16 protein-coding genes, 1 tRNA gene and 1 pseudogene are annotated in these 22,019 nt (G+C 74.2%); 9 read left to right on the top strand and 9 right to left on the bottom strand.

Annotated elements, in window-relative coordinates; genetic code table 11:
- The first annotated feature begins 110 nt into the window (after positions 1-110).
- Positions 111-1,067, top strand: coding sequence for an AraC family transcriptional regulator (locus tag AB0G52_RS28520; RefSeq protein ID WP_361339962.1), 957 nt, complete (start codon positions 111-113; stop codon positions 1,065-1,067).
- Between the two features lie 138 nt (positions 1,068-1,205).
- A complete protein-coding gene (locus AB0G52_RS28515) occupies positions 1,206-1,808 on the top strand; it encodes an ANTAR domain-containing protein (RefSeq protein ID WP_361339959.1) in 603 nt (200 codons plus the stop codon).
- Here the strand turns inward: AB0G52_RS28515 and AB0G52_RS28510 are convergent.
- From AB0G52_RS28510 to AB0G52_RS28495, 4 genes are all read right to left on the bottom strand, one after another.
- Entirely contained in the window at positions 1,752-1,931 is a 180-nt protein-coding gene (locus AB0G52_RS28510; RefSeq protein WP_132889986.1) for a hypothetical protein, read from the bottom strand. The two genes, AB0G52_RS28515 and AB0G52_RS28510, sit on opposite strands and share 57 nt — an antisense overlap.
- A 77-nt stretch (positions 1,932-2,008) precedes the next feature.
- Positions 2,009-3,025 (bottom strand): DNA topoisomerase IB, encoded by a 1,017-nt coding sequence (locus AB0G52_RS28505; protein WP_361339956.1) that lies wholly within the window; start codon positions 3,023-3,025, stop codon positions 2,009-2,011.
- A 19-nt stretch (positions 3,026-3,044) separates the two neighbouring features.
- Positions 3,045-3,374, bottom strand: coding sequence for a DUF3040 domain-containing protein (locus AB0G52_RS28500; RefSeq protein WP_361339954.1), 330 nt, complete (start codon positions 3,372-3,374; stop codon positions 3,045-3,047).
- Between the two features lie 223 nt (positions 3,375-3,597).
- Positions 3,598-3,924, bottom strand: coding sequence for a plasmid stabilization protein (locus AB0G52_RS28495; protein ID WP_132889983.1), 327 nt, complete (start codon positions 3,922-3,924; stop codon positions 3,598-3,600).
- Between the two features lie 133 nt (positions 3,925-4,057).
- On the opposite strand from AB0G52_RS28495, the gene AB0G52_RS28490 reads away from it, so the two are divergent.
- Positions 4,058-5,179: an aromatic acid exporter family protein gene (locus AB0G52_RS28490; protein ID WP_361339951.1), complete on the top strand. Its 1,122-nt coding sequence runs from the start codon at positions 4,058-4,060 to the stop codon at positions 5,177-5,179.
- Between the two features lies 1 nt (position 5,180).
- Here the strand turns inward: AB0G52_RS28490 and AB0G52_RS28485 are convergent, their stop codons facing one another.
- The 3 genes from AB0G52_RS28485 to AB0G52_RS28475 all read right to left on the bottom strand — a co-directional run bounded on the left by AB0G52_RS28485 (position 5,181) and on the right by AB0G52_RS28475 (position 10,527).
- Positions 5,181-5,708 carry a hypothetical protein gene (locus AB0G52_RS28485; protein WP_361339948.1) on the bottom strand — a complete coding sequence of 176 codons (528 nt, stop codon included), beginning with the start codon at positions 5,706-5,708 and terminating at the stop codon, positions 5,181-5,183.
- Positions 5,709-5,871: 163 nt separating this feature from the next.
- Positions 5,872-8,151, bottom strand: a complete 2,280-nt coding sequence (locus AB0G52_RS28480; RefSeq protein ID WP_132889979.1) for a catalase — start codon at positions 8,149-8,151, stop codon at positions 5,872-5,874.
- A gap of 234 nt (positions 8,152-8,385) precedes the next feature.
- Entirely contained in the window at positions 8,386-10,527 is a 2,142-nt protein-coding gene (locus AB0G52_RS28475; protein ID WP_361339944.1) for a SpoIIE family protein phosphatase, read from the bottom strand.
- Positions 10,528-10,868: 341 nt separating this feature from the next.
- Here AB0G52_RS28475 and AB0G52_RS28470 point away from each other — a divergent pair, with 341 nt between their 5' ends.
- From AB0G52_RS28470 to fdh, 5 genes are all read left to right on the top strand, one after another.
- Positions 10,869-12,413, top strand: a complete 1,545-nt coding sequence (locus AB0G52_RS28470) for an FAD-dependent oxidoreductase (protein WP_361339941.1) — start codon at positions 10,869-10,871, stop codon at positions 12,411-12,413.
- 261 nt (positions 12,414-12,674) lie between these two features.
- Complete coding sequence (locus AB0G52_RS28465; protein ID WP_132889976.1) at positions 12,675-13,742, top strand: 4Fe-4S dicluster domain-containing protein; 1,068 nt, start codon at positions 12,675-12,677, stop codon at positions 13,740-13,742.
- Positions 13,739-14,773: an NrfD/PsrC family molybdoenzyme membrane anchor subunit gene (gene nrfD, locus AB0G52_RS28460; protein WP_361339938.1), complete on the top strand. Its 1,035-nt coding sequence runs from the start codon at positions 13,739-13,741 to the stop codon at positions 14,771-14,773. The genes AB0G52_RS28465 and nrfD overlap by 4 nt, the downstream gene beginning before the upstream one ends.
- A 73-nt stretch (positions 14,774-14,846) precedes the next feature.
- Positions 14,847-15,779 (top strand): hemerythrin domain-containing protein, encoded by a 933-nt coding sequence (locus AB0G52_RS28455; RefSeq protein WP_361339936.1) that lies wholly within the window; start codon positions 14,847-14,849, stop codon positions 15,777-15,779.
- A 3-nt stretch (positions 15,780-15,782) separates the two neighbouring features.
- Complete coding sequence (fdh, locus tag AB0G52_RS28450; RefSeq protein WP_361339933.1) at positions 15,783-19,043, top strand: formate dehydrogenase; 3,261 nt, start codon at positions 15,783-15,785, stop codon at positions 19,041-19,043.
- A 48-nt stretch (positions 19,044-19,091) separates the two neighbouring features.
- Here fdh and selD read toward each other — a convergent pair whose 3' ends face one another.
- Positions 19,092-20,111 carry a selenide, water dikinase SelD gene (gene selD / locus AB0G52_RS28445; protein WP_361339930.1) on the bottom strand — a complete coding sequence of 340 codons (1,020 nt, stop codon included), beginning with the start codon at positions 20,109-20,111 and terminating at the stop codon, positions 19,092-19,094.
- A 34-nt stretch (positions 20,112-20,145) separates the two neighbouring features.
- Here selD and AB0G52_RS28440 point away from each other — a divergent pair.
- Positions 20,146-20,238, top strand: a tRNA-Sec gene (locus AB0G52_RS28440).
- A 35-nt stretch (positions 20,239-20,273) separates the two neighbouring features.
- Here AB0G52_RS28440 and AB0G52_RS28435 read toward each other — a convergent pair.
- Positions 20,274-22,016, bottom strand: a pseudogene (locus tag AB0G52_RS28435) (SelB C-terminal domain-containing protein); the annotation flags it as partial.
- Positions 22,017-22,019: the final 3 nt, after the last annotated feature.

Here is a 22,019-nt window from a genome sequence, read left to right as displayed (position 1 = left end):
GAACAGTCGTCCCGCAGGTGTCCAGAAAGCGAAAGGCGGCCTTCCGCGGACGGCCGCGCCAACCCGCCCGCCCTCCCGTCGGTGGCGGGCCTGCTGACAAAATCGGCGTCATGGATTCGCTCTTGTTCGAAAGCGACGACCTCGGTGTGACGGAGGACTTCCTCTGCCGTGCCTATGCGGACATGCGCATCGGCAGTGCGACCCCCGACGCGAGCCGGGCCCGGGTACGCCGCGACAGCGCCCCCTCGATCAGCGTCGACGAGCTCGACCTGAACTTCGAGATGTCGTACTCCGTCAGCCCGCTGGGCAGGATCTGCCTGTGCGTCGTCCATGAGGGCACCGTCCAGGACCACGCCTTCCGCGGCGTCCAGGACGCCTTCGGCCCCGGTGACGCCGTCCTGTTCGCGCCGCACGACGAGCCCTACTCGGGGCGTATCGGCAGCGCCCGGTACAACATCACGATGATCGACCCCGGACTCCTCGACCAGGTCGCCGCCACCGAGCGCGGCCCGATGCGCGAGCCCGTGCGGCTGACCGGCCACCGGCCCGTCACCGAGGCCTCGGCCGACCGCCTGAAGAGCACCATCTTCTACCTGCGGGACCACGTGCTGGCCGCCCCGGACGCCGAGGCGCACCCGCTGATGGTCTCGGCGGCCGGCCAGTTGCTGGCCGCGAGCGTCCTCGCGGCCTTCCCCAACACCGCACACACCGAACCCACCGGCCAGGACCGCACCGACGCGCACTCCGCCACCCTCAGGCGCGCCGTCGCCTACATCGACGACCACGCCGACCAGCCCCTCACGGTGGCGGCGATCGCGGACGCCGTGCACGTCACGGTGCGCGCCCTGCAGTACGCCTTCCGCCGTCATCTGGACACCACACCGCTGGCCTACCTGCAACGCGCCCGGCTCGCCCACGCCCACCGGGACCTGCTCGCCGCGCACCCGCGCGACGGCGCCACCGTCGCCGGCATCGCCGCCCGCTGGGGGTTCGCCCACCCCGGCCGCTTCGCGGCCCGTTACCGAGCGGCCTACGGCACCAGTCCCGCGACCACCCTCCGGGGCTGACGCCCGGGTGGCGCGGCACCTTGCCCGGGTCGATCCTGTACGGGTCGGCGCGGCCGTGTTGTTCGCGATGCCGCCGCGCGTGGTTCGTGACGAACGTCCGTCCGGTGTGCGGCTCGGGGAACCACGGAGGAGGCGAGCATGTCGGAACCGTCCCACGAGCAGCTCTCGGTGCGGCTCGGGCCGGCCGGAAAGCGGGTGTCCGTCGCCGTCCGCGGTGAGTGCCGCCGCGACGACAGCGGGGACCTTCAGCACGCCCTGAACGAAGCCCTCGGCCGCGCCGCCGACGGGGTGGACCTGGACCTCTCCGGGTTGACGTGCGCGGACTGCTCCGCCCTGAACGTGTTGCTGGCCGTCCGGGGACAGGCCGCCATGGTGGACAAGACGGTCACCCTCACCGCCGGGCCCGAGGGACTGCTGCGGACCGAAGTCGTCCAGCTCAGGCGGGCCCTGCGGACGCGTCCCGACATCGACCTCGCCCGCGGCATCCTCATGGCCACCTTCGGGCTGAACGCCGAACAGGCGTGGGAGGTGCTGGTCACGGCGTCGCAGCACACCAACGTCAAGCTGCACCGGCTCGCGAGGACGGTGGTGACGACCATGGAGGGGGAGTCGCCGCCGGACCCGGTCCGGCGGGAGCTGACGGCCGCCGTCTCCCGGGTCCGCGGGACGCGCGCGGGCCGGAACTCAGTCGTCGCCCCTGACGATGTTCCCCTCGGTGCCGGCGGCGCGCGCGGCCGGTGAGACGCGCTCGTCGGCCACCGCCGCGACGCAGGTACGCACCCCCTTGCGCGGGAGCCGATGCGCCTCGGCCCAGCCGGTCTCCGCCACTCGGAGGGACTGCTTCTCGTCGGTTCGCCTGGTCACGGCGTCTCATCTTCTCTCTGTGCGTTGCCTGTCCACCGGGTTCCCCCCGCCCCACGGCCAAACATCGGCCACCGCGGTCACCCCGTCAGCAGCCGCAGCACCGCCTGTTCGACAGCCCCCTGCGTGGCCGGACTGCCCGGCACCGCGCCCGCGCCGAGCGAGCCGAGGGCCGGAGCGATGGTGCGGCCCTGCTCGAAGTGCTCGACGACACGCGGGTTGATGTACGAGGCCCGGCACACCGCCGGGGTGTTGCCGAGGTAGCCGGCGACCTCCCGAACGGCCCGGCGTACGGCACGGGTCCGGAACGCCTCCGACTCCTCGGCCGCCGGGGCGGAGACGGCGAGGGCGACGGCGGCCAGGACCGTCGCGTGCCAGGTGCGGAAGTCCTTGGCCGTCAGGTCGGCGCCGGTGCCCTCCCGCAGATAGGCGTTCAGGTCGGCCGCGTGCACGTCGTGCCAGGACCGGCTTCCCCAGTAGGCGAAGAGACGTGCGCTGTCGTCGTTCCGGCGCAGCAGGGCCCGTGTCGTACGGGAGACGGGTTCGTCGACGAGGGTCCGGGCGACTTCCTTGGAGTTCTTGGCGGCGTAGGTGAAGCAGACCTCGCCCCCGTGGCAGGAGACGTGTTCGCGCAGCAGGGTGGTGAGGCCGTAGGTGTCGTTGTCCCTGGCGTAGGACTCGTTGCCGATCCGGAAGAAGCCGAGGTCCAGCAGCCGGGCCGCACAGCCGAGGACCCGGTCGTGGCAGAGCCCGCGTCGGGCGAGGTCCCGGGTCACGCGCTCACGCAGTCTCGGCAGGGTCTCGGCGACGGTCAGTACGTGGTCGTGCTTGGCCCTCTCCTGCTGTTCGCGGAACCGCCGGTGGTAGAGGTACTGCCGGCGGCCCGCGGCGTCCGTGCCGGTCGCCTGGATGTGCCCGTTGGGGGCGGGGCTGATCCAGACGTCCGTCCAGGCCGGCGGGATCACCAGCTCCTTGATCCGCTCCAGCTGTGCGGGGTCGGTGATCGTCCTGCCCTGGCTGTCGAGGTAGCGAAAGCCCCGGCCGCAGGGTCGGCGGGTGAATCCCGGGGTGTGGGGGTCGCTCGTTCTCAGGCGCACGGCCGGTCCGTTCTCAGGCTCATGGCCGGCCCCGGCGCCCGCTGTCGCGGCTCGCGCGGCACAGCAGCCGTGCCCCCTGGAGCAGGGTCAGCGGCCACACCGCCGCGAAGCACCACAGCACCACCGGGTCCGAGGTGCGGATGCCCACGACCGCCAGGACCACCGAGGCCACCGTCAGCAGGGCGACGGCGGACCGCAGCCAGAACCGGGCCGGCGGCCCGCCGCTGCCGCGCCGCATCCGCCACGCGAAACGGCGGTCGCCCCGCAGCTCCGCCTCGATCCGCAACCAGGCGAGCCGCTCCACCCGCGAAAGCCGAACGTCGTTCGAAGGACCCGTGCTGTCCGCCACGATGACGGAACCTCCCTGTGCCTACCTGTGCCTACTGTGCCCGCGGACGTGTCGGCACCCGTGCCCCCACCGGGACAGGGATGCCGGCAGCCGGGTGCCCGCATTCCGGCGGCCGATGCCCCGGTCCGCCGTGGTCAGCGGACGAGCGGGCGGGGTCACCGGGCCCGCGGTCGCGGGGACCGTCGTCGCGCCGCGGCCGCGGGCAGTCGGGCCTGTCCGGGGCTCAGCGTCCGAGGGCCTTCCGCAGCTGGTCCTTGGTCATCGAGGAACGCCCGTGGACGTCGCGCTTCTTGGCCTCCTCGTACAGCTGGTCCCGGGTCGGGCCCTGGGCGCCGCTGTGCGAGCGCTCCCCGCCGCGCTGGGAGGCGGACTTGGGGTCTCGGGTGGAGGTCTTGCTCGCGCTCTTCGCCTCGCCGGACCGGGCGCGCTCCTTGTTGACGGTCCGGGCGGCGATCTCCTCGGCCCGCCCGGTGGACTCGCCCCGGTCCTGGGCGCTCTTCTTGATGTGCTCGTACTGCCGTTCCCGCTTGGGACTCGATCCGGCAGGCATCACTCTTCTCCCTTCCCGCTGTCGTCGCCGTCCGCCTCACTGCGGACGCGTCGCAGTCCCGAGTTCCCCGAAGCCTCCGTCCGACCCGCCAAGTCCCGTGGTTGTCCCGGCGCAGGTGAGGTACCGGGGGTCCATGAGTTTCGTCCGAATCACCACCGGTGAGCTGCGTGCGGTCGGCCGCTCGGTCAGCAGGTCGGTGACCGAGCGCGGCCCGGAGCGGGAGACGGCGGTGCAGTCGCTGAAGGCGGCGGCCGCCGGGGTCCTCGCCTGGGCACTGGCCGGCTGGTGGTGGCACGCCCCGTTCGCCCTCCTCGCGCCCTGGACCGCCCTCTTCCTCGTCCAGGACACCGTCTACCGTTCCCTCGTCTCGGCGTTGCAGCAGTTCGCCGTGGTCGTGCTGGGCACCCTGCTGGCCGCCCTCGCGGGGATCGTCACCGGTGACACTCTGGCCGCGCTCGCCCTCGCCCTGCCGGCGACGGTCCTCCTCGGCACGTACGCCCGTTTCGGTGCCCAGGGTCTCTACGCCCCCACCGCCGCCCTCTTCGTCATCGCCTACGGCACCTACGGGCCGATGGACATCGTGCACCGGCTGCTGGAGACCGCCCTCGGGGCCACGGTGGGCCTGAGCGTCAACGCCCTCGTGCTGCCCCCCGTCCACCACCGCCGGGTCCGGCGGCTGCGCCACCAGCTGGCCGCCGAGAGCGCCCGGCTGCTCACCGACGCCGCGGACCGGCTGGCCGAGAGGGAGGCGGCGGACGAGCCGGACGACTGGGACGACCGGGCGCGCTGGCTGGGCGACGTCCTCACCGATCTGCGGGCGGCCCGCCGCTGGTCCGACGAGAGTCTCCGGCTCAACCCCCTGCGCCGGCTGCGGCACCACACGGACCGCGAACCGGCGGACCCACCGCCCGCCGTGGCGGACACCGCGTGGTACGACATCACCGACCGGCTGCTCGCCCTGATGCGCTCCCTCATGGACGTCGAGACGCACCCGGCGGCCATCCCGCCGGACGCCCTCGAACCGCTCCTCGCCTTCCTGCGCGGCGCCGCCCGCGCGATGGGGCCCCGCGAGCAGGGCCCGGACGACGGCGAGCCGGCCGGACTCGACGCCGCGCGCCGGGCCCACCGGGCGCTCGAGGAGCGCCTCGCCTCACCAGGTGCCCTCAACCCCGAACAGGCATCGCTGCTCAGCGCCTCCGGACACCTGCTCGCGGCTCTGGAGCGGGCCTGCTCCGACGCCGCCGTCAGCCGGTGAGTCAGCCGGTGAGCAACGCCTTCCTGACGGCCCGCACCCGCAGCTCCTCCAGGGTGCTCATCTGCTGTTCGGCCCGTGCGAGCAGCCCGTCGAGCTCCCCCTGGTCGAGGCGGTCGTCGGCCTCGGCGAGGGTCCGCAGGGTGCGCCAGCCGAGCTCCTTGCCCTTGACCCCCAGCCGCAGGAACTCGAGTTCGACGACCAGCGTCAGAGGGGACGGCCGCACGAGGCGCCCATTGCTCTTGAGCCGCCCGAGCCGCTCGGCCACACCGGCCGCCGCCACCTTGTACCGGCGCGCCGGTATGCCGAGGCCGCGCATGATGCGCAGCAGACTCGCACGGTCCTCGGTGATCTCGCCCGCGAGGTTCCGCAGCGGTTCCGCGAACGGCGGGTCACTGTGCGACCCGGCCATGAACTGGGCGCGTCCGGCCCCGGCGGTTGCGCCGGCGAGGTGGTCGTTGAGGTAGATCCCGAGCAGGTCCGTGCGGACCCGGCGGGTCCCCGGGCGGGTCCCCGGCATCGATGTCGTCATGGCTCCCTGCCTCGCTTCCTGCCGCCCGCACGATGCGACGGCCCCGCACGAGTACCCGACCACGCACATCGGAACGGCCACCCGGGCACTTCGCCCCCGCGTCCGCACCGCGCGCCGGCGGGCCCCGGAGCCGGGACCCGCCGAGAGGGGTGTCACACCTGGGTCACACCTGGGCGGGGAAGCGTTCCCAGACGCGGTGTTCGCCCATGAGGGCGATGATCTGCTGCAGGGTCTCCGGGCCGCCGTCGCCCACGATCACGCCCGGCGCGTCGGCGGGCACGCCCGCCCCTTCCAGGGCGGTCTCGGCGCCCTTCCAGCCGCCGATCGCCTTGCCGTGCCGGAAGACCTCGTTCAGCAGCAGCGCCACCCGGGGATCCTGACCGGGGCGACCGCCGTTGCCCGTACCCGCCTTGGCGTCCCGGGCGCCGTACGCGTCGTCGCCCAGGCCCGGCGCGCCGGCGACCAGGACGGCGTCGAACTCCACGGACCGGGCGGTCGCGTAGGTGCGGTGCACCGGCAACTCGCCGTCGCCGTTCCCCAGGAACCCCCCGGTCGGGGCCACCACCAGCGGCACCATGCCCGCCTCGTCCACGGCGTCCCGCACGGCGCGTACGCCGTCGAGGTCGCCGTCCGGGCCGGTGACGATGCCGACGATCCGGCCCTCGGTGGGCCAGGTCCGGCCGACCTGCGACAGGGCGGGGCTGGGCGCCACGTCGGCGAGCGGCACGGTCGGCTCCGGCGCGGGCAGCCCCAGACCGGCCGCGACCTGTGCGCACAGTTCCGGGTCGATGTTGGCGAGCACCCCCAGCGCGCGTTCCCGGACGGCAGGTTCGTAGCACTTGCCGAGTTCGAAGGTGTAGGCGCCGATGATGTGCTCGCGTTCCACCGGGCTCATGCTGAGCCAGAACCGCCGCGGCTGGCTGAAGTGGTCCGCGAACGACTCGGGCGCCTCCCGCACCTTGTGCGCCGCCGGCACCGGCACGGGCGTCTCGACGTATGCGCCGAGGTCGGCGCCGGGGGCGAACGGGCAGCCGCCGTCCAGGGAGTTGGGCCGGTAGGGGGCGACGCCCCGGTGCACGGCCGTCTGGTGCATGCCGTCGCGCAGCATGTCGTTGACGGGCGCGTGCGTGCGGTTGATCGGCAACTGGCCGAAGTTGGGGCCGCCGAGACGGGTGATCTGGGTGTCTAGGTAGGAGAAGAGGCGGCCGGCGAGCAGCGGGTCGTCGGTGACGTCGATGCCGGGCACCAGGTGGCCGACGTGGAAGGCGACCTGCTCGGTCTCCGCGAAGAAGTTCGACGGGTTGCGGTTGAGGGTCAGCAGCCCGATCGGCTGCACCGGCGCGAGCTCCTCGGGGACCAGGTTGGTCGGGTCGAGGAGGTCGATGCCCTCGAAGGTCTGGTCCTCGGTGTCGGGGAAGGTCTGGATGCCGAACTCCCACTGGGGGTAGGCGCCCGCCTCGATGGCGTCGGCGAGGTCCCGGCGGTGGAAGTCGGGGTCGACGCCGTTGATGATCTGCGCCTCCTCCCACACCAGGGAGTGCACGCCGAGCTTCGGCTTCCAGTGGAACTTCACCAGCGTGGTCGCGCCCTCGGCGTCGACCAGCCGGAAGGTGTGGACGCCGAAGCCCTCCATGGTGCGGTACGACCGCGGGATGCCCCGGTCGGACATGTTCCACAGCGTGTGGTGGGTGGCCTCGGTGTGCAGGCTGACGAAGTCCCAGAAGGTGTCGTGCGCGCTCTGCGCCTGCGGGATCTCCCGGTCCGGGTGCGGCTTGGCGGCGTGCACCACGTCCGGGAACTTGATGGCGTCCTGGATGAAGAAGACCGGCATGTTGTTGCCGACCAGGTCGAAGACGCCCTCGCTGGTGTAGAACTTGGTGGCGAAGCCGCGGGTGTCCCGTACCGTGTCGGCCGATCCCCGGGACCCGAGCACGGTGGAGAACCGTACGAAGACCGGTGTCTCGACGTCCCTGGCGAGGAACGCCGCCTTCGTCACCGACGCCGCCGTCCCGTAGCTCTGGAACACGCCGTGCGCGCCCGCGCCCCGGGCGTGCACCACCCGCTCCGGGATCCGCTCGTGGTCGAAGTGCATGATCTTCTCGCGCAGATGGTGGTCCTGCAGCAGGACCGGGCCGCGCGGGCCCGCCTTCAGCGAGTGGTCGGTGTCGGGGCGGCGGTGCCCCTGGGCGTCCGTGAGGTAACTGCCCGCCTGCGCCACCCGCTCCCGGTCGGCCCCGGTCGGCTGCCCGGTCGGCGAGTAGGTGTCCGGGCCGCTCTGGTCCGGCTTCGGCGGCAGCGGGCCACGCGCCTGCGTCGGTTCCGCGACCGGGGGCGACTCGGGCCCCGGCTTGCCGGGGACGTCGCCGACGGGTCCCGTGTGGTCGCCGCGCAACGCGTCGGAGACCTTCTCGGCCGCTCGCTTGAGGGGATTGCTCTCGCCCATGGGTACCAGCCCTTCGCCTGAGGGGACGCGCACCGTGGCGCGGCCCGGGTCATGCCCTGAAACCGTCGTCCACCCGGCCGTCGCACCCGCCGGGGAGCCGCGGACAGGGGATGAGACGCCCGACGCGAAGCCTGTACAGCGCCTCCCGCGCCGTCGGCGCTCATGGTTTCGACCGCGTACCCGGCCCGGGGAGGTCGACTCGCACATCCGGCGGCCGATCCGGGCGCGGGCGGCTCAGCCGGTGCCGCCGCCGTCCGCCGCATCCGGGCGCAGGAGGAGCAGCGCCACGTCGTCGGCCGGGTCGGAGGCGTGGCCGAGCAGCCGGTCGGCCATGCGGTCCAGGTCGGTGGGGTCCGTGCGGGCGACGAGCCGGGCGAGTTCCTCGACCGCGGCGTCCGGATCGAGGCCGGGGCGCTCGATCAGCCCGTCCGTGAACAGGACGAGGACACAGCCGGCCGGCAGCCGGTGCTCGGCGGCCGGGTAGCCGGCCTCCCGCTCGATGCCGAGGAGAAGTCCGGCGGGGACCCGCAGCACCTCGGTGCGGCCGTCCGGGTGCCGGAGCACGGCGGGCGGGTGCCCCGCACTGGCCAGGCAGCCCCGCCGACGGGCGAGGTCGAGGTGCAGGTACAGGCAGCTGGCGAACCGGTCGGAGTCGAGGTCGCCGAGCAGCCGGTTGGTCGCGGCCAGCACCTCGCCGGGAGCGGCCCCGGCCGCCGCGTGGCCGTGCACGGCCACGCGGACCTGGCCCATCACCGCCGCCGCGTCGATGTCGTGGCCCTGGACGTCGCCGATCACGGCGGCGGCGCGGTGCTCGTCGAGACGGATCAGGTCGTAGAAGTCGCCGCCCACCTCCAGGCCGTGCCCGGCCGGGCGGTAGCGGGCCACCGCGCCCAGCCCCGGCACGGACGGCAGGCGCCGGGGCAGCAGGGCGCCCTGGAGACGGTGGGCGACGGTGTACTGGGTGTCGTAGAGGCGGCCTCGTTCGAGGGCCTGGCCCACCAGTCCGACGAGCGCGGTGAGCGCGGCCCGCTCGGAGGGCGGGAAGTGCTGGGGCCGGTCGTAGGCGAGGAGCAGGGAGCCGACGGCGCGGCCGGAGGCGATGAGCGGCAGGAACGCCCAGGAGACCTTGTCGTCCAGGTGGACGGCGTGCGGGTAGCGCGCCTGGAGCTCCTCGAAGCTCCTGAAGAACTGGGCGCTGCCCGTGTCGAGGACGCGTACGGCGGGGGTGTTCTCACTGAGCGGCAGGTCGTCGAAGTACGCCATCAGGCCGGGGTCGTAGCCGCGGTGGCCGAGCATTCTGAGCCGGCCGTCACGGGGCGCCATCAGGGCCATCGCCGTGGCGCCGAGTGCGGGCATCAGCTGGTCGGCGGCCTGGTTCACCACGTCCTGGACACCGACGGCCTCGGTGAGGGTGCCGGCCAGGTGCATGAGGTGGTAGAGGAGACTCGCCCGGCCGGGGCCCGCCGCGGTGTCGACGGGGGCGGCCGGCGTCCCGGGCGGCGCGGGGAGCGGATCACCGCCGGGGTCGGCGCCCAGGATCCGCACGCTGATGCCCGAGGGGTCCGGACACAGCTCGAAGACCAGCCGGGTGCCGGGCGGCCGCGTGGCGCTGAAGGAGAGGGGGCGTCCGCTCATCACGGCCCGGCGGTAGCGGTCCTCCACTTCGGGCACGTCCATCCAGGGCAGCGCCTCCCAGGGCGTGGCACCGATCAGTTCGGCCACGTCCGCCCCGAGCAGCCGGGCCGCCTCCGGCGTGACGAACGTGAACCGGCCGGTCACGTCCAGGGCGCAGGCCCCGCCGGGCAGCCGGCCGATGAACGCGGCCAGTTCGTCCGCCTCGGCGGGCAGCGTCCGCGGATGCGAGGGATGCGGCAGGATGCGCGGCCGTGAGGGCGGACTCTCCCGCTTCTGGTGCGCCCACGCCAGCAGCTCGCCGAGCCGGCGGCAGCCGGCGTCCACGGCGGCGCGCTCGCCGGCACTGAGCCGCGACGCGTGACCACCCGGCCACAGCAGCACCAGACCGCCCACCGGGGCGCCCCGGTCGACGAGCGGCGCGGCGGCCAGCGCGAAGTCGTAGGGCAGCACGAGTGCGGTGCGGGGGTAGCGGCGTGCCATCTCCTCCAGGTCGCCGACCCACACCAGCCGGCCCTCACGGACCGCGTCGGCCACCGCCACCCGGTCGGCGAGACCGACCCGGGTCCAGGGCACGGCCATCTCGCGCGGTGCGCCCGTCAGCGTCATCAGCCACAGCGCGTCACCGCCGTACGGCAGGACGTAGAGCAGCCCTCGGGAGGCCCCGCTCTGCCGGACCACTTCCAGCAGTGCGGCGTCCAGCGTCTCGGTCGCGGTGTCGGACCGCGCAGCGTCTCGGCTCACACCGCCTCCCAGAGGGGGTACGGCCGCCCCGCGGACAGGGCCCCTGTCCGCCGTCCGTCCCCCTTCTTCGTACCGCGTACCGTTCAACCACCGGGTTCCCCCAACCCACCCGTCCACCCGTCCGTCCCCACACCTGCCGCCCGGCTCGCGCCTCCCCTGCCTCCGGGGCCGTGCCGGACCACCCGTCCGGGGCTCGCTCATCCGGCCGGGGGCGCCGGTCCATCCGTCCGGGGTTCGCTTGTCCGCCCGGGGCTGTGCCGGTCACACCCGTGTGGGGGGCGCGTTCCGGTGCGGGGGGCAGAGGGTGGGTGTCGTTTCGGCGGGGCGGGAACTCGGCTGTCATGAACGCCGAGCGAGAGACCCGGGGATCGTACTGGCTGGAAACCGCGCCGGGCGGCGCCCCCGCCCCACCGCCCGCAGGGGACGTCTCCGTCGACGTGGCCGTGGTCGGCGGCGGGATCGCGGGCCTCAGCACCGCCTTTGAGCTGGCCCGCCGGGGCCGTGAGGTGGCCGTGCTGGAGGCCGACCGGATCGCGGCCGGCGTCACCGGCCACACCACCGCCAAGCTGACGGTGCTGCACACGCTCGTCTACGACCACCTGCGCCGCACCCGCGGCCGCGACGGCGCCCGGCTGTACGCCGAGTCGCAGTCGGCCGCGCTCCGCCGGGCCGCCGAGGTCGTCGCCGACCTCGGGATCGACTGCGAGTGGGAGGAAGCGGCGGCCCACACGTACGCCGAGGCTCCCGAGCACGTCGAGACCCTGCGCGCGGAGGCCGAGGCGGCACGTGAGGCGGGTCTGCCGGCCGAGTTCGTCACCGGGACCGAGCTGCCCTACCCGGTGGCCGGGGCGGTCCGGGTGACCGGCCAGGCGCAGTTCCATCCCGTGAAGTACCTGCGCGCCCTCACCGACGACCTGAAACGGCACGGCGGCACCGTGTACGAGGGCACCCGCGTCACCGGCCTCACCGAAGGCGAACCCTGCGTGCTGGAGACCGACACCGGCGTGTCGGTGCAGGCGCGCGAGGTGGTGGTCGCCACCCACTACCCGATCTTCGACCGTGCCCTGCTCTTCACCCGGCTCTCCCCGCGCCGCGAGCTGGTCGTCGCCGGTCCGATCGACGCGGACCGGGCGCCCCGCGACATGTACATCACGACCGAGCAGAACACCCGGTCCGTGCGCAGCGCCCCCCACGCCGACGGCACCCGTCTGCTGGTCGTCACCGGGGAGCACTTCACGCCCGGCGCCCCCGGCGCCGCGGACGTCGAGGAACGCTTCGCCCGGCTGACCGCCTGGGCCCAGAGCCGCTTCCCGGGCCTGACCCCGACCCACCGCTGGGCCACCCAGGACAACGACTCCACCGACTCCGTCCCCCTGGTCGGGCGCCTCCACCCCGGCAGCCGGCACACCTATGTGGCCACCGGGTTCGGCGGCTGGGGCCTGAGCGGCGGCATCATGGCCGGCCGGCTGATCGCCGACCTCGTGGAGGGCCGGGAGCCCGAATGGGCCGGCCTGTACGACCCCCGCCGGCTGGCCTCCGTGGTCCGCGAGGGCGGGACCTTCCTCAAGACCCAGGCGCACGTGGCCAAGCACTTCGTCGGCGACCGGCTGCCGTCCGTGACCTCACCCGCGCCCGAGGACCTCGCTCCCGGGGACGGCGCGGTCCTGCGGGTGGACGGCCACCAGTGCGCCGTCCACCGGGACGACAGCGGCCAGTTGCACGCGGTCTCGGCCCGCTGCACCCACCTCGGCTGTCTCGTCGCCTTCAACCGCGCGGAGCGGGCCTGGGAGTGCCCCTGCCACGGTTCCCGCTTCGACCCCGACGGCCGCATCCTCCAGGGCCCGGCGGTCCGGCCCCTGGAACCGCGCGAGATCACGTCACACTGACCGGGTGGGTACCCGGCGGGCCGAGCGGGTGGACGGCGCGGCGCACGGATCTCCGGGCCCGGCGTGCCGAACACGCCACGCCGGGCGAAACCCGGCAGGCCGTTTCGGGCGCGCGGCGCGAGGGCACCCGTGCCAGGCTCGTAAGCGATCCCGGTGCGCGACGTGTCCCGGCCCCGCGCCTGTGGCACGCAGGTCCGGCGCGGCCGGTTCACGTCGGCGCCCGGGTGGCACGGCCGGACGACACGTGAAGGAGGCCGAGTCATGACCGACAGCGGCGCCGACGACGCGACCCGCAGGGCACGGCCGGACCCCGGCCGCCAGAACCTGCTGTCCGGTCCGCAACCGGACGTGGCCGGGGCGTCCGGCTACCCGGACAGCCCGCCGCGCATGGGCTTCTTCACCGACACCACCGTCTGCATCGGCTGCAAGGCGTGCGAGGTGGCCTGCAAGGAGTGGAACGCGGTACCGGAGGACGGCCTCGAACTGACCGGCATGTCCTACGACAACACCCAGGGGCTGGGCGCCGACACCTGGCGCCACGTGGCCTTCATCGAACAGCGCAAGCCGCTCGCCGTCCAGGAGCCCGGCGTCGCCCACGACGACGTCGACGTGTTCGCCGCCGCCCGCGTCCTCGGCACCTCCGCCTCGTCGCCCGGTCCCGGGGCCACGGCCCCCGCTCCCGGCACCGGCGCCGCGCCGCCGGGCGCACCGGCCGGCGAGATCTCCCCGGTGTCCCCGGACGGGCGCACCGAGCTGCGCTGGCTGATGGCCTCCGACGTGTGCAAGCACTGCACCCACGCGGCCTGCCTCGACGTCTGCCCCACCGGCTCGCTCTTCCGCACCGAGTTCGGCACGGTCGTCGTCCAGGAGGACATCTGCAACGGCTGCGGCTACTGCGTGCCCGCCTGCCCCTACGGCGTCATCGACCAGCGCAAGGACGACGGACGGGTCTGGAAGTGCACGCTGTGCTACGACCGGCTCGGCGTCGGCATGGAACCGGCCTGTGCGAAGGCGTGCCCGACCGACTCCATCCAGTTCGGGCCCCTGGACGAGCTGCGGGAGCGGGCGGCCGAGCGGGTCGGCCGGCTGCACGCGGCGGGCGTCGCCGACGCCCGGCTGTACGGCGAGGATCCCGGCGACGGGGTCGGGGGCGACGGCGCGTTCTTCCTGCTCCTCGACGAGCCGGAGGTGTACGGCCTGCCCCCGGACCCGGTGGTCACCACCCGGGACCTGCCCGACATGTGGCGCCGCGCGGCGCTGGCGGCGGCCACGCTCATGGCGCTCGCCGCCGGCAGTTTCGTGCGCGTCGGCCCGAGGAGGCGGCGATGAGCGGTTCCGATGTGACACGCGACGGCGTGCGGGGGGACCGGCCCGGCCGGAACGCCGTCACCGGCGGGTACGGGAGGCACCGGAAGGGGAGGAAGGGCAAGGGGCGCGGCGAGCGGAGCATGGTGCCGGACGCGGCGTTCTCGTCGTACTACGGCAAGCCGATCCTGAACAAACCCACGTGGAAGCCGCTGGACATCGCCGGCTACCTCTACCTGGGCGGGCTCGCGGGCAGTTCCTCGCTGCTGGCCGCCGGCGGACAGCTCACCGGACGTCCCGCGCTGGCCCGGGCCGCGAAGCTGGCCGCGACGGGCGGGATCTCGCTGTCGCTGGCCGCGCTCGTCCACGACCTGGGGCGTCCGGCCCGCTTCCTCAACATGCTGCGCGTCCTGAAGCCGACCTCGCCGATGAGTGTGGGTTCCTGGCTGCTGGCCGGGTACGCCCCGCTGACCATGGCGGCCGCGGCGAGCGACGTCGCCGGCCGGTACCGGCCGGCGGGCGCGGCCGCCACCGCGTCGGCCGCCGTGCTCGGACCGGCGGTCGTCACCTACACCGCCGTGCTGATCGCGGACACCGCCGTGCCGTCCTGGCACGAGGGCTACCGCGAACTGCCGTTCGTCTTCGCGGGCTCCGGCGCGACCGCGGCGGCCGGGCTGGCGCTGCTGGCGGCGCCGCCCGCGCAGACCGGCCCGGCCCGGCGGTTCGCGGCCCTGGGCGCCGCCCTGGAACTGGGCTGCTTCCAGCTCATGAAGCACCGGATGGGCGGCCTGCTGTCCGAGCCGTACGAGCAGGGCCGGGCGCACACCCTGCTGCGCGCGTCGGAACTGCTCACGGCGGGAGGTGCGGCCCTCGCGGCCCTCGGCGGCCGACGGCCCCACCGCGCCCTCGCGGCGGTGGCGGGCGCGGCCCTGCTGACCGGCTCGGCGGCCCTGCGCTTCGGCGTGTTCCACGCCGGGGTGGCCTCGGCCGAGGACCCGAAGTACACGGTCGTCCCGCAGCGGGCGCGGCTGAACGCGAAAGAAGCGGGAGGGTAGGGCGGTTTCTGCGGGACCACCACGGGTACTCCGGCGCAACGACAGAACCGGTACACGCGGGGAGGTGGCGTCGATGCCCACCAGGAGCCAGGTGCTGCGCATGCTCGCGTCCGGTCTCGACTACGAGGAGGCCGGCCGGCGGCTCGGGCTGCCGCCCGGTCAGGTGTTCATGATCGCGACCGGCCTGCCGGCCGACGGCGGAGACAGCCTCGCCCCCTCCGAACAGCGCCGCCCGGGCATGCCGCGGGAGGCCACCCAGCACCTGGCCAACCCGCCGGCCGAGAACCCCACCGGCAAGGACTCCGTACGGCGGTGGCTCAAGGACCGGGCCGCCGCGGACTCCGCGATGGCCGAGGCCGGCCGCGCCCGGGACGCCTGTCCCGAGGGCGAGCGCGCCCCCGGCGACGTGCACGAGCTGACCGACACCCTGACCCGTGACCACGACCGGATCACCGCCCTCGTGAAACAGCTCAAGGCGCTGCCCGGCGCGAAACAGGGCGGCGCACCGCGGCACCTCGAACGCCGCGAGTCGATCGTCGACCTGGTCGCCCAGGCCCTGGCGAGCCACGAACCGGCCGAGCAGCGGCACCTGTGGCCCGTCGTCCGGGAGGTCCTGGACGACGGCGACCGGATCGCCGAGGAGGCGCTGGCGCAGGAACACGAGGGCGCCCGCACCCTGGCCGCGCTCGCCGCGGCGGCCCCGGGCAGCGAGGAGTTCGACGACCTCGCCGGACAGCTCGTCGACCAGCTGCGCCGGCACGTGGCCTTCGAGGATGCCGTGTTCGCCCGGCTGCGGGAGAATCTCTCCCGGGAGGACCGGGAGCGGCTCGGCGAGCAGGTCGTGCGCTCCTGGCGGGCCGCACCGACCCGCCCCCACCCGCGGGCCCCGCAGCGACCGGCCGCGGCCGTCGCGGCCGCCGGGACCGCGGCGGCGGTCATGGACCACATCCGGGACACCCTCGGCAGCCGCCCCGCCGACCGCCGGGGCACGGAACGGGAGGACTGAACCATGGGCGTACGCACCTGGATCGACTCCTGGCCGGTCTACCGCCAGCTCACCGGCACCGACCCGCTGGGCCGCGGCGCCGCCGCGAAGAGCGGGCGCAGCGCCCGGCTGACCCCCCGGGTGGCGAGCGCGGACCGCGTGGTGAAGTCGGTCTGCCCCTACTGCGCGGTCGGCTGCGGCCAGAACGTCTACGTCGAGAACGGCAAGGTCACCCAGATCGAGGGCGACCCCGACTCCCCGGTCTCCCGCGGCCGCCTCTGCCCCAAGGGCTCGGCCAGCCTCCAGCTGACCACCGGCGACGCCCGCGAGCACCGGGTCCTCTACCGGCGCCCGCACGGCACCACCTGGGAGCACCTCGACCTCGACACCGCGATGGACATGATCGCCGACCGGGTCATCGAGTCCCGCCGGGCCGGCTGGCAGTGGGAGGTGGACGAGGCCCGCACCCGCCGCACCCTCGGCGTCGCGAGCCTCGGCGGCGCGACCCTCGACAACGAGGAGAACTACCTCCTCAAGAAGCTGTACACGGCGATCGGCGCGATCCAGATCGAGAACCAGGCGCGTGTTTGACACTCCTCCACCGTTCCCAGTCTGGGAACCTCGTTCGGACGCGGCGGCGCGACCACCTTCCAGCAGGACCTCCAGCACTCGGACTGCATCGTCGTCCAGGGCTCCAACATGGCCGAGTGCCACCCGGTCGGGTTCCAGTGGGTCATGGAGGCGAAGGCCCGCGGCGCCAAGCTGATCCACGTCGACCCGCGGTTCACCCGCACCAGCGCCCTGGCCGACCTGCACGTACCGCTGCGCGCGGGCACCGACATCGCCTTCCTCGGCGGGATCATCAACTACGTCCTGGAACAGGAGAAGTACTTCCGGGAGTACGTCGTCGCGTACACCAACGCGCCCGTGATCCTCAGCGAGGACTTCCGGGACACCGAGGACCTGGACGGCGTCTTCTCCGGCCTCGACCCCGACAGCCGCTCCTACGACAACAGCAGCTGGCAGTACGAGGGCATGGAGATGCAGGCCGCGTCCGGTGAGCGCGACCAGGAGTACGACGACCGCACCGACGGCGGCAGCTCGGTGGCCGAGGCCGCGCGCGGCGAGGCGCACGGCTCCGGCGGCGCCGACATCGGCGAGGGCGAGCCCGAGCGGGACGAGACGCTCACCCACCCGCGCTGCGTCCTCCAGGTCCTCAAACGGCACTTCGCCCGCTACACACCGGAGACCGTCGAGCAGATCTGCGGGGTCCCGCAGGACGTCTTCCGCCAGGTCTGCGAACTGGTCACCGACAACTCCGGACGGGACCGCACCACCGCCTTCGCCTACGCGGTCGGCTGGACCCAGCACACCGTCGGCGTGCAGTACATCCGCTCCGCCGCCATCCTGCAGACCCTGCTCGGCAACATCGGCCGGCCCGGCGGCGGCATCCTCGCGCTGCGCGGGCACGCCTCCATCCAGGGCTCCACCGACATCCCCACCCTGTTCAACCTGCTGCCCGGCTACCTCCCCATGCCGCACGCCCACCAGAACCAGGACCTCGACGCGTACGTGGAGGCGGAGGCCGCCCGCAAGGGCTACTGGGGCAACATGCGCTCCTACCTGGTGAGCCTGCTCAAGGCGTACTGGGGCGACGCGGCCACCCCCGAGAACGACTTCTGCTTCGACTACCTGCCGCGCCTGACCGGCTCCCACTCCACCTACGAGACGACGATGGCCCAGCTGGAGGGCGTCTGCAAGGGCTACTTCGTGCTCGGTGAGAACCCCGCCGTAGGCAACGCCGACGCCAAGATGATGCGGCTGGGCATGGCCAACCTGGACTGGCTGGTGGTCCGCGACTTCTCGCTCATCGAGTCGGCCACCTGGTGGCAGGACGGCCCCGAGATCGAGACCGGCGAACTGCGCACCGAGGACATCCGCACCGAGGTGTTCTTCATGCCGGCCGCCGCGCACACCGAGAAGGACGGCAGTTTCACCAACACCCAGCGGATGCTCCAGTGGCACCACCAGGCCGTCGAACCGCCGGGGGACTGCCGCAGCGAGCTGTGGTTCGCCTTCCACCTCGGCCGGATCATCCGCGAGAAGCTGGCCGGCTCCACCGACCCCATGGACCAGCCGGTGCTCGACCTCACCTGGGACTACCCGACCAAGGGCGAGCACGCCGAACCGGAGGCGGAGGCCGTCCTCGCCGAGATCAACGGCTACGACGCCGAGGGCGACCCGCTCGCCTCCTACGAGCAGCTCAACGCCGACGGTTCCACGGCCTGCGGCTGCTGGATCTACTGCGGCGTCTACGCCGACGGCGTCAACCAGGCCGCCCGCCGCAAACCCGGCAAGGAGCAGAACTGGGTCGCGAACGAGTGGGCCTGGGCCTGGCCCGCCAACCGGCGCATCCTCTACAACCGCGCCTCCGCCGACCCGGACGGCAGGCCGTGGAGCGAACGCAAGGCCCTGGTGTGGTGGGACGAGGAACAGGCGAAGTGGGTCGGCCACGACATCCCCGACTTCGCCGACAACAAGTCCCCGCAGCACCGTCCGCCGCCCGGCGCGACGGCAGCCGAGGCCCTCTCGGGCACCGACCCGTTCATCATGCAGGCCGACGGCAAGGCCTGGCTGTACGTGCCCTCCGGCCTCACCGACGGCCCGCTGCCCACCCACTACGAGCCCCAGGACTCGCCGTTCCCGAACCTGCTCTACCGCCAGCAGCGCAACCCGGTACGGCAGTTGCTGCGCCCGCACCCCGACAACCGCTACCAGCCCAGCGGCACCGAGCCCGGCTCCGAGGTCTTCCCGTACGTGGCCACCACCTACCGGCTCACCGAGCACCACACCGCCGGCGGCATGTCCCGGTGGCAGCCCTACCTGGCCGAGCTGCAGCCCGAGTTCTTCTGCGAGGTGTCACCCGAACTCGCCGCCGAGCGCGGCCTGGAGCACACCGGCTGGGCGACGATCGTCAGCGCCCGCGGCGTGGTCGAGGCCCGGGTGCTGGTCACCGACCGGATGGCCCCGCTGACCGTGCAGGGCCGCCGGCTCCACCAGGTCGGCCTGCCCTACCACTGGGGCGCCAACGGCTACAGCACCGGTGACGCGGCCAACGAGCTGCTGCACATGTCCCTCGACCCCAACACCCACATCCAGGAGAGCAAGGCCTTCGCCGTCGACATCCGCCCCGGCCGCCGCCCACGCGGTCCGGCCTCGGTGGAGCTGGTGCGCGCCTACCGGGCGCGGGCGGGCATCGACGACCGCACGGGCACGGAGCCCTGATCACCCGAGAACGAGATCACCCGAGGACGAGATCACCCCAGGACGGGATCACCTGAGGACGAGCGAGTGGTCCCCGCGCGGCACCAGTTCCCCGATCACCGGCGCCCCCGGCACCTCCCCGGCCACCAGCAGCCCGCCGGAGGTCTGGGCGTCGGCCAGCAGCAGCCGGGTGTCGGGGTCGGTGTCCCCGAAGTCGGTGTACGGCGCCACCCACTCCAGGTTGCGCCGGGTGCCGCCGCTGACGTACCCGTCGCGGACCGCCTCCCGGGCACCCTCCAGACAGGGCACCGCGGCGGTGTCCAGCACGGCGGTCACCCCTGAGGCGCGGGCCAGCTTGTGCAGGTGGCCCAGGAGCCCGAAACCCGTGACGTCGGTGGCGCAGCTCGCCCCGGCGGCCAGCGCGGCGGCGGAGGCGTCCCGGTTCAGGGCCGTCATCGTCGCGACCGCCTGCTCGAACCGCTCGCCGGTCGCCTTGTGCCGGTTGTTCAGCACCCCCACGCCGAGCGGTTTCGTCAGCGACAGCGGCAGTCCCGGCCGCCCGGTGTCGTTGCGCAGCAGCCGCGCCGGGTCCGCGACCCCGGTGACCGCCATGCCGTACTTGGGCTCGGGGTCGTCCACGCTGTGCCCGCCGCCGACATGGCAGCCCGCCTCGGTCGCCACGTCGAGGCCGCCGCGCAGCACCTCCCGGGCCAGCTCGAACGGCAGCCGGTCCCGGGGCCAGCCGAGCAGGTTGACCGCGACCAGCGGCCGGCCGCCCATCGCGTACACGTCCGACAGCGCGTTCGCGGCGGCGATCCGCCCCCAGTCGTAGGGGTCGTCGACGACCGGCGTGAAGAAGTCGGCGGTGCACACCACAGCCGTCCCCTGCGCTCCGGGCACGGTGACCACGGCCGCGTCGTCGCCGGTGGCGAGGCCGACGAGCAGCGGGCCGGCGGTGCCGTCGAGGGAGGGCGCGGTCAGCCCGCCGACGACCTCCTCCAGCTCACCGGGCGGGATCTTGCAGGCGCAGCCGCCGCCGTGGGCGAACTGCGTGAGCCGTACGGACGCCGGGCGGGTCGCTGGTGTCATTCCGCTCTCCTGGGGAACTAGCGTGGCGGTCGGTGGAGGCGTGTGGGTGCCTGGTGGCCCTCCCGGTCTTCAAAACCGAGGTGCCCGAGGATCTCGGGCAGGCGGGTTCGATTCCCGTCCGCCTCCGTCCCCCGCCTGCTGTCGGCAGCGTCGGCGCGTGTCGTCCACGCGCTCCGTGTACCCGCGGGCGTCCAGGCACTCCAGCAGCGGCACGGCCACCCGCCGGGTGGTGTCCAGGGCCTGCCGGGCCTCGCTCAGCGTGAACGGCTGGGGGAGTCCCGCGAGTACGGTGGCCGCCCGCCCGTCGGCTCCCGGCAGCAGCACGATCCCGTCGGCGATCCGCAGCAGCGCCCCGGCCGCCTCCGCCGCGGCCACCGCCCGGCGGTCGAGCCCGAGTTCGGCGAGCCGCCCGGCGTCCGGGGCGCGGAACGGGGCCCGTTCGAGGTCCGCGCGTACGGCGTCCACCGCCTTCCGTACCGGGGGCGGCAGCGGCGGACGGCGCTCCTCGGCGCCGTACAGCCGGCCCTGGCGGACCGTCAGCCCCGGATCCGCGGCGGCGAGCGCGTCGACCAGGGCCCGGTCGGGCAGGCCCAGCAGCCGGCGGGCGGCCTCGGTGGGCAGCCCGGGATCCAGCGGATGCTCCGCTGCGTGCCGGCCCACCCCTTCGGCCAGGCTCCGGCCCAGCCGCGCCCAGTGGTCCGCGTCGACGAGCCAGTCCCCGGCCACGGGCGCGACCGGCGCCGGGACGCCCATCGCGAGCAGTTCCGGGCGCCGGATCAGCCCGCGCCTGCGCAGTTCGGCCGCCCCGTCCGCGGAGCCGCTCATACCGGCCAGTTCCGCGGCCCGCGCCCGCCCCGCGCCCCGCCGGGCCAACGGCGGCGGGCGGACGTCCAGCACGGTCGCGGCACAGGGCACGCGCCGGCCACCCGGTTCGCGCAGCACCGCCCGGTCGCCCACGCGCAACGGCAGCTCCCGGCCCAGGGCGAGCCGGGCGGTGTCCTCGCCCAGCGGGCGGACGGTCACCGGGACGGCGGCGGTGCCGATGTGCAGGGTCACGCTCCGGGGCAGGTCGACGACGGCCTCCCCGGTGACCCGGACGTCCACGAGCCGGGTACCCAGCCAGCGCCCCGGCGCCAGCAGCACCTCGCCGCGCCGCAGTGCGCCGACGCCGGGGCCGTGCACGTTGACGGCCACGCGCGCGACCCCGCTGACGGCGGAGCGGTCCTCGTGCAGGGCCTGGAGCCCGCGGACCCGCAGCACGGTCCTGCCGTCCCCGGTCACCAGCCGGTCCCCGACCCGCAGCGTGCCGGCCCCGAGCGTGCCGGTGACCACCGTGCCGTGCCCGCGCACCGTGAACGCCCGGTCCAGCCAGAGCCGGACGTCCGCGGCGGCGGACGGCACCGGCAGGCGGGCCGCCAACTTCCCCAGTTCGGCACGGAGTTCGTCGAGCCCGGCGCCGGTCGTCGCGCTGACCGCGACGGCGGGGGGCGTGCCCAGCGAGGTGGCCGCCAGCCGTTCGCGGGCATCGGCCAGCACCGGTGCCGGGTCCGCCAGGTCGCTGCGGCTGACGGCGAGGACCGCGTGCCGTACCCCGAGGGCGTCGAGGATCGCCAGGTGCTCCCCGGACTGCGGCTGCCAGCCCTGGTCGGCGGCGACCACGAACAGCACCGCGGGCACCGGGCCGACGCCGGCCAGCATCGTCGCCACGAACCTCTCGTGGCCGGGCACGTCCACGAAGGCCAGTTCCTCGCCGTCCGCGCCGAGCCGGGTCCACACGAACCCCAGGTCCAGGGTGAGCCCGCGGCGCCGCTCCTCCTCGAACCGGTCCGGTTCCATCCCCGTCAACGCCCGTACCAGGGCGGACTTGCCGTGGTCGACGTGGCCCGCGGTGGCCAGCACCCGCATGAT

The sequence above is a fragment of the Streptomyces sp. NPDC021562 genome (assembly GCF_040640875.1).
Lineage (GTDB): Bacteria > Actinomycetota > Actinomycetes > Streptomycetales > Streptomycetaceae > Streptomyces.
Note: the sequence above shows the minus strand (reverse complement) of the source record. Positions and strands in the feature narration are given on the sequence as shown.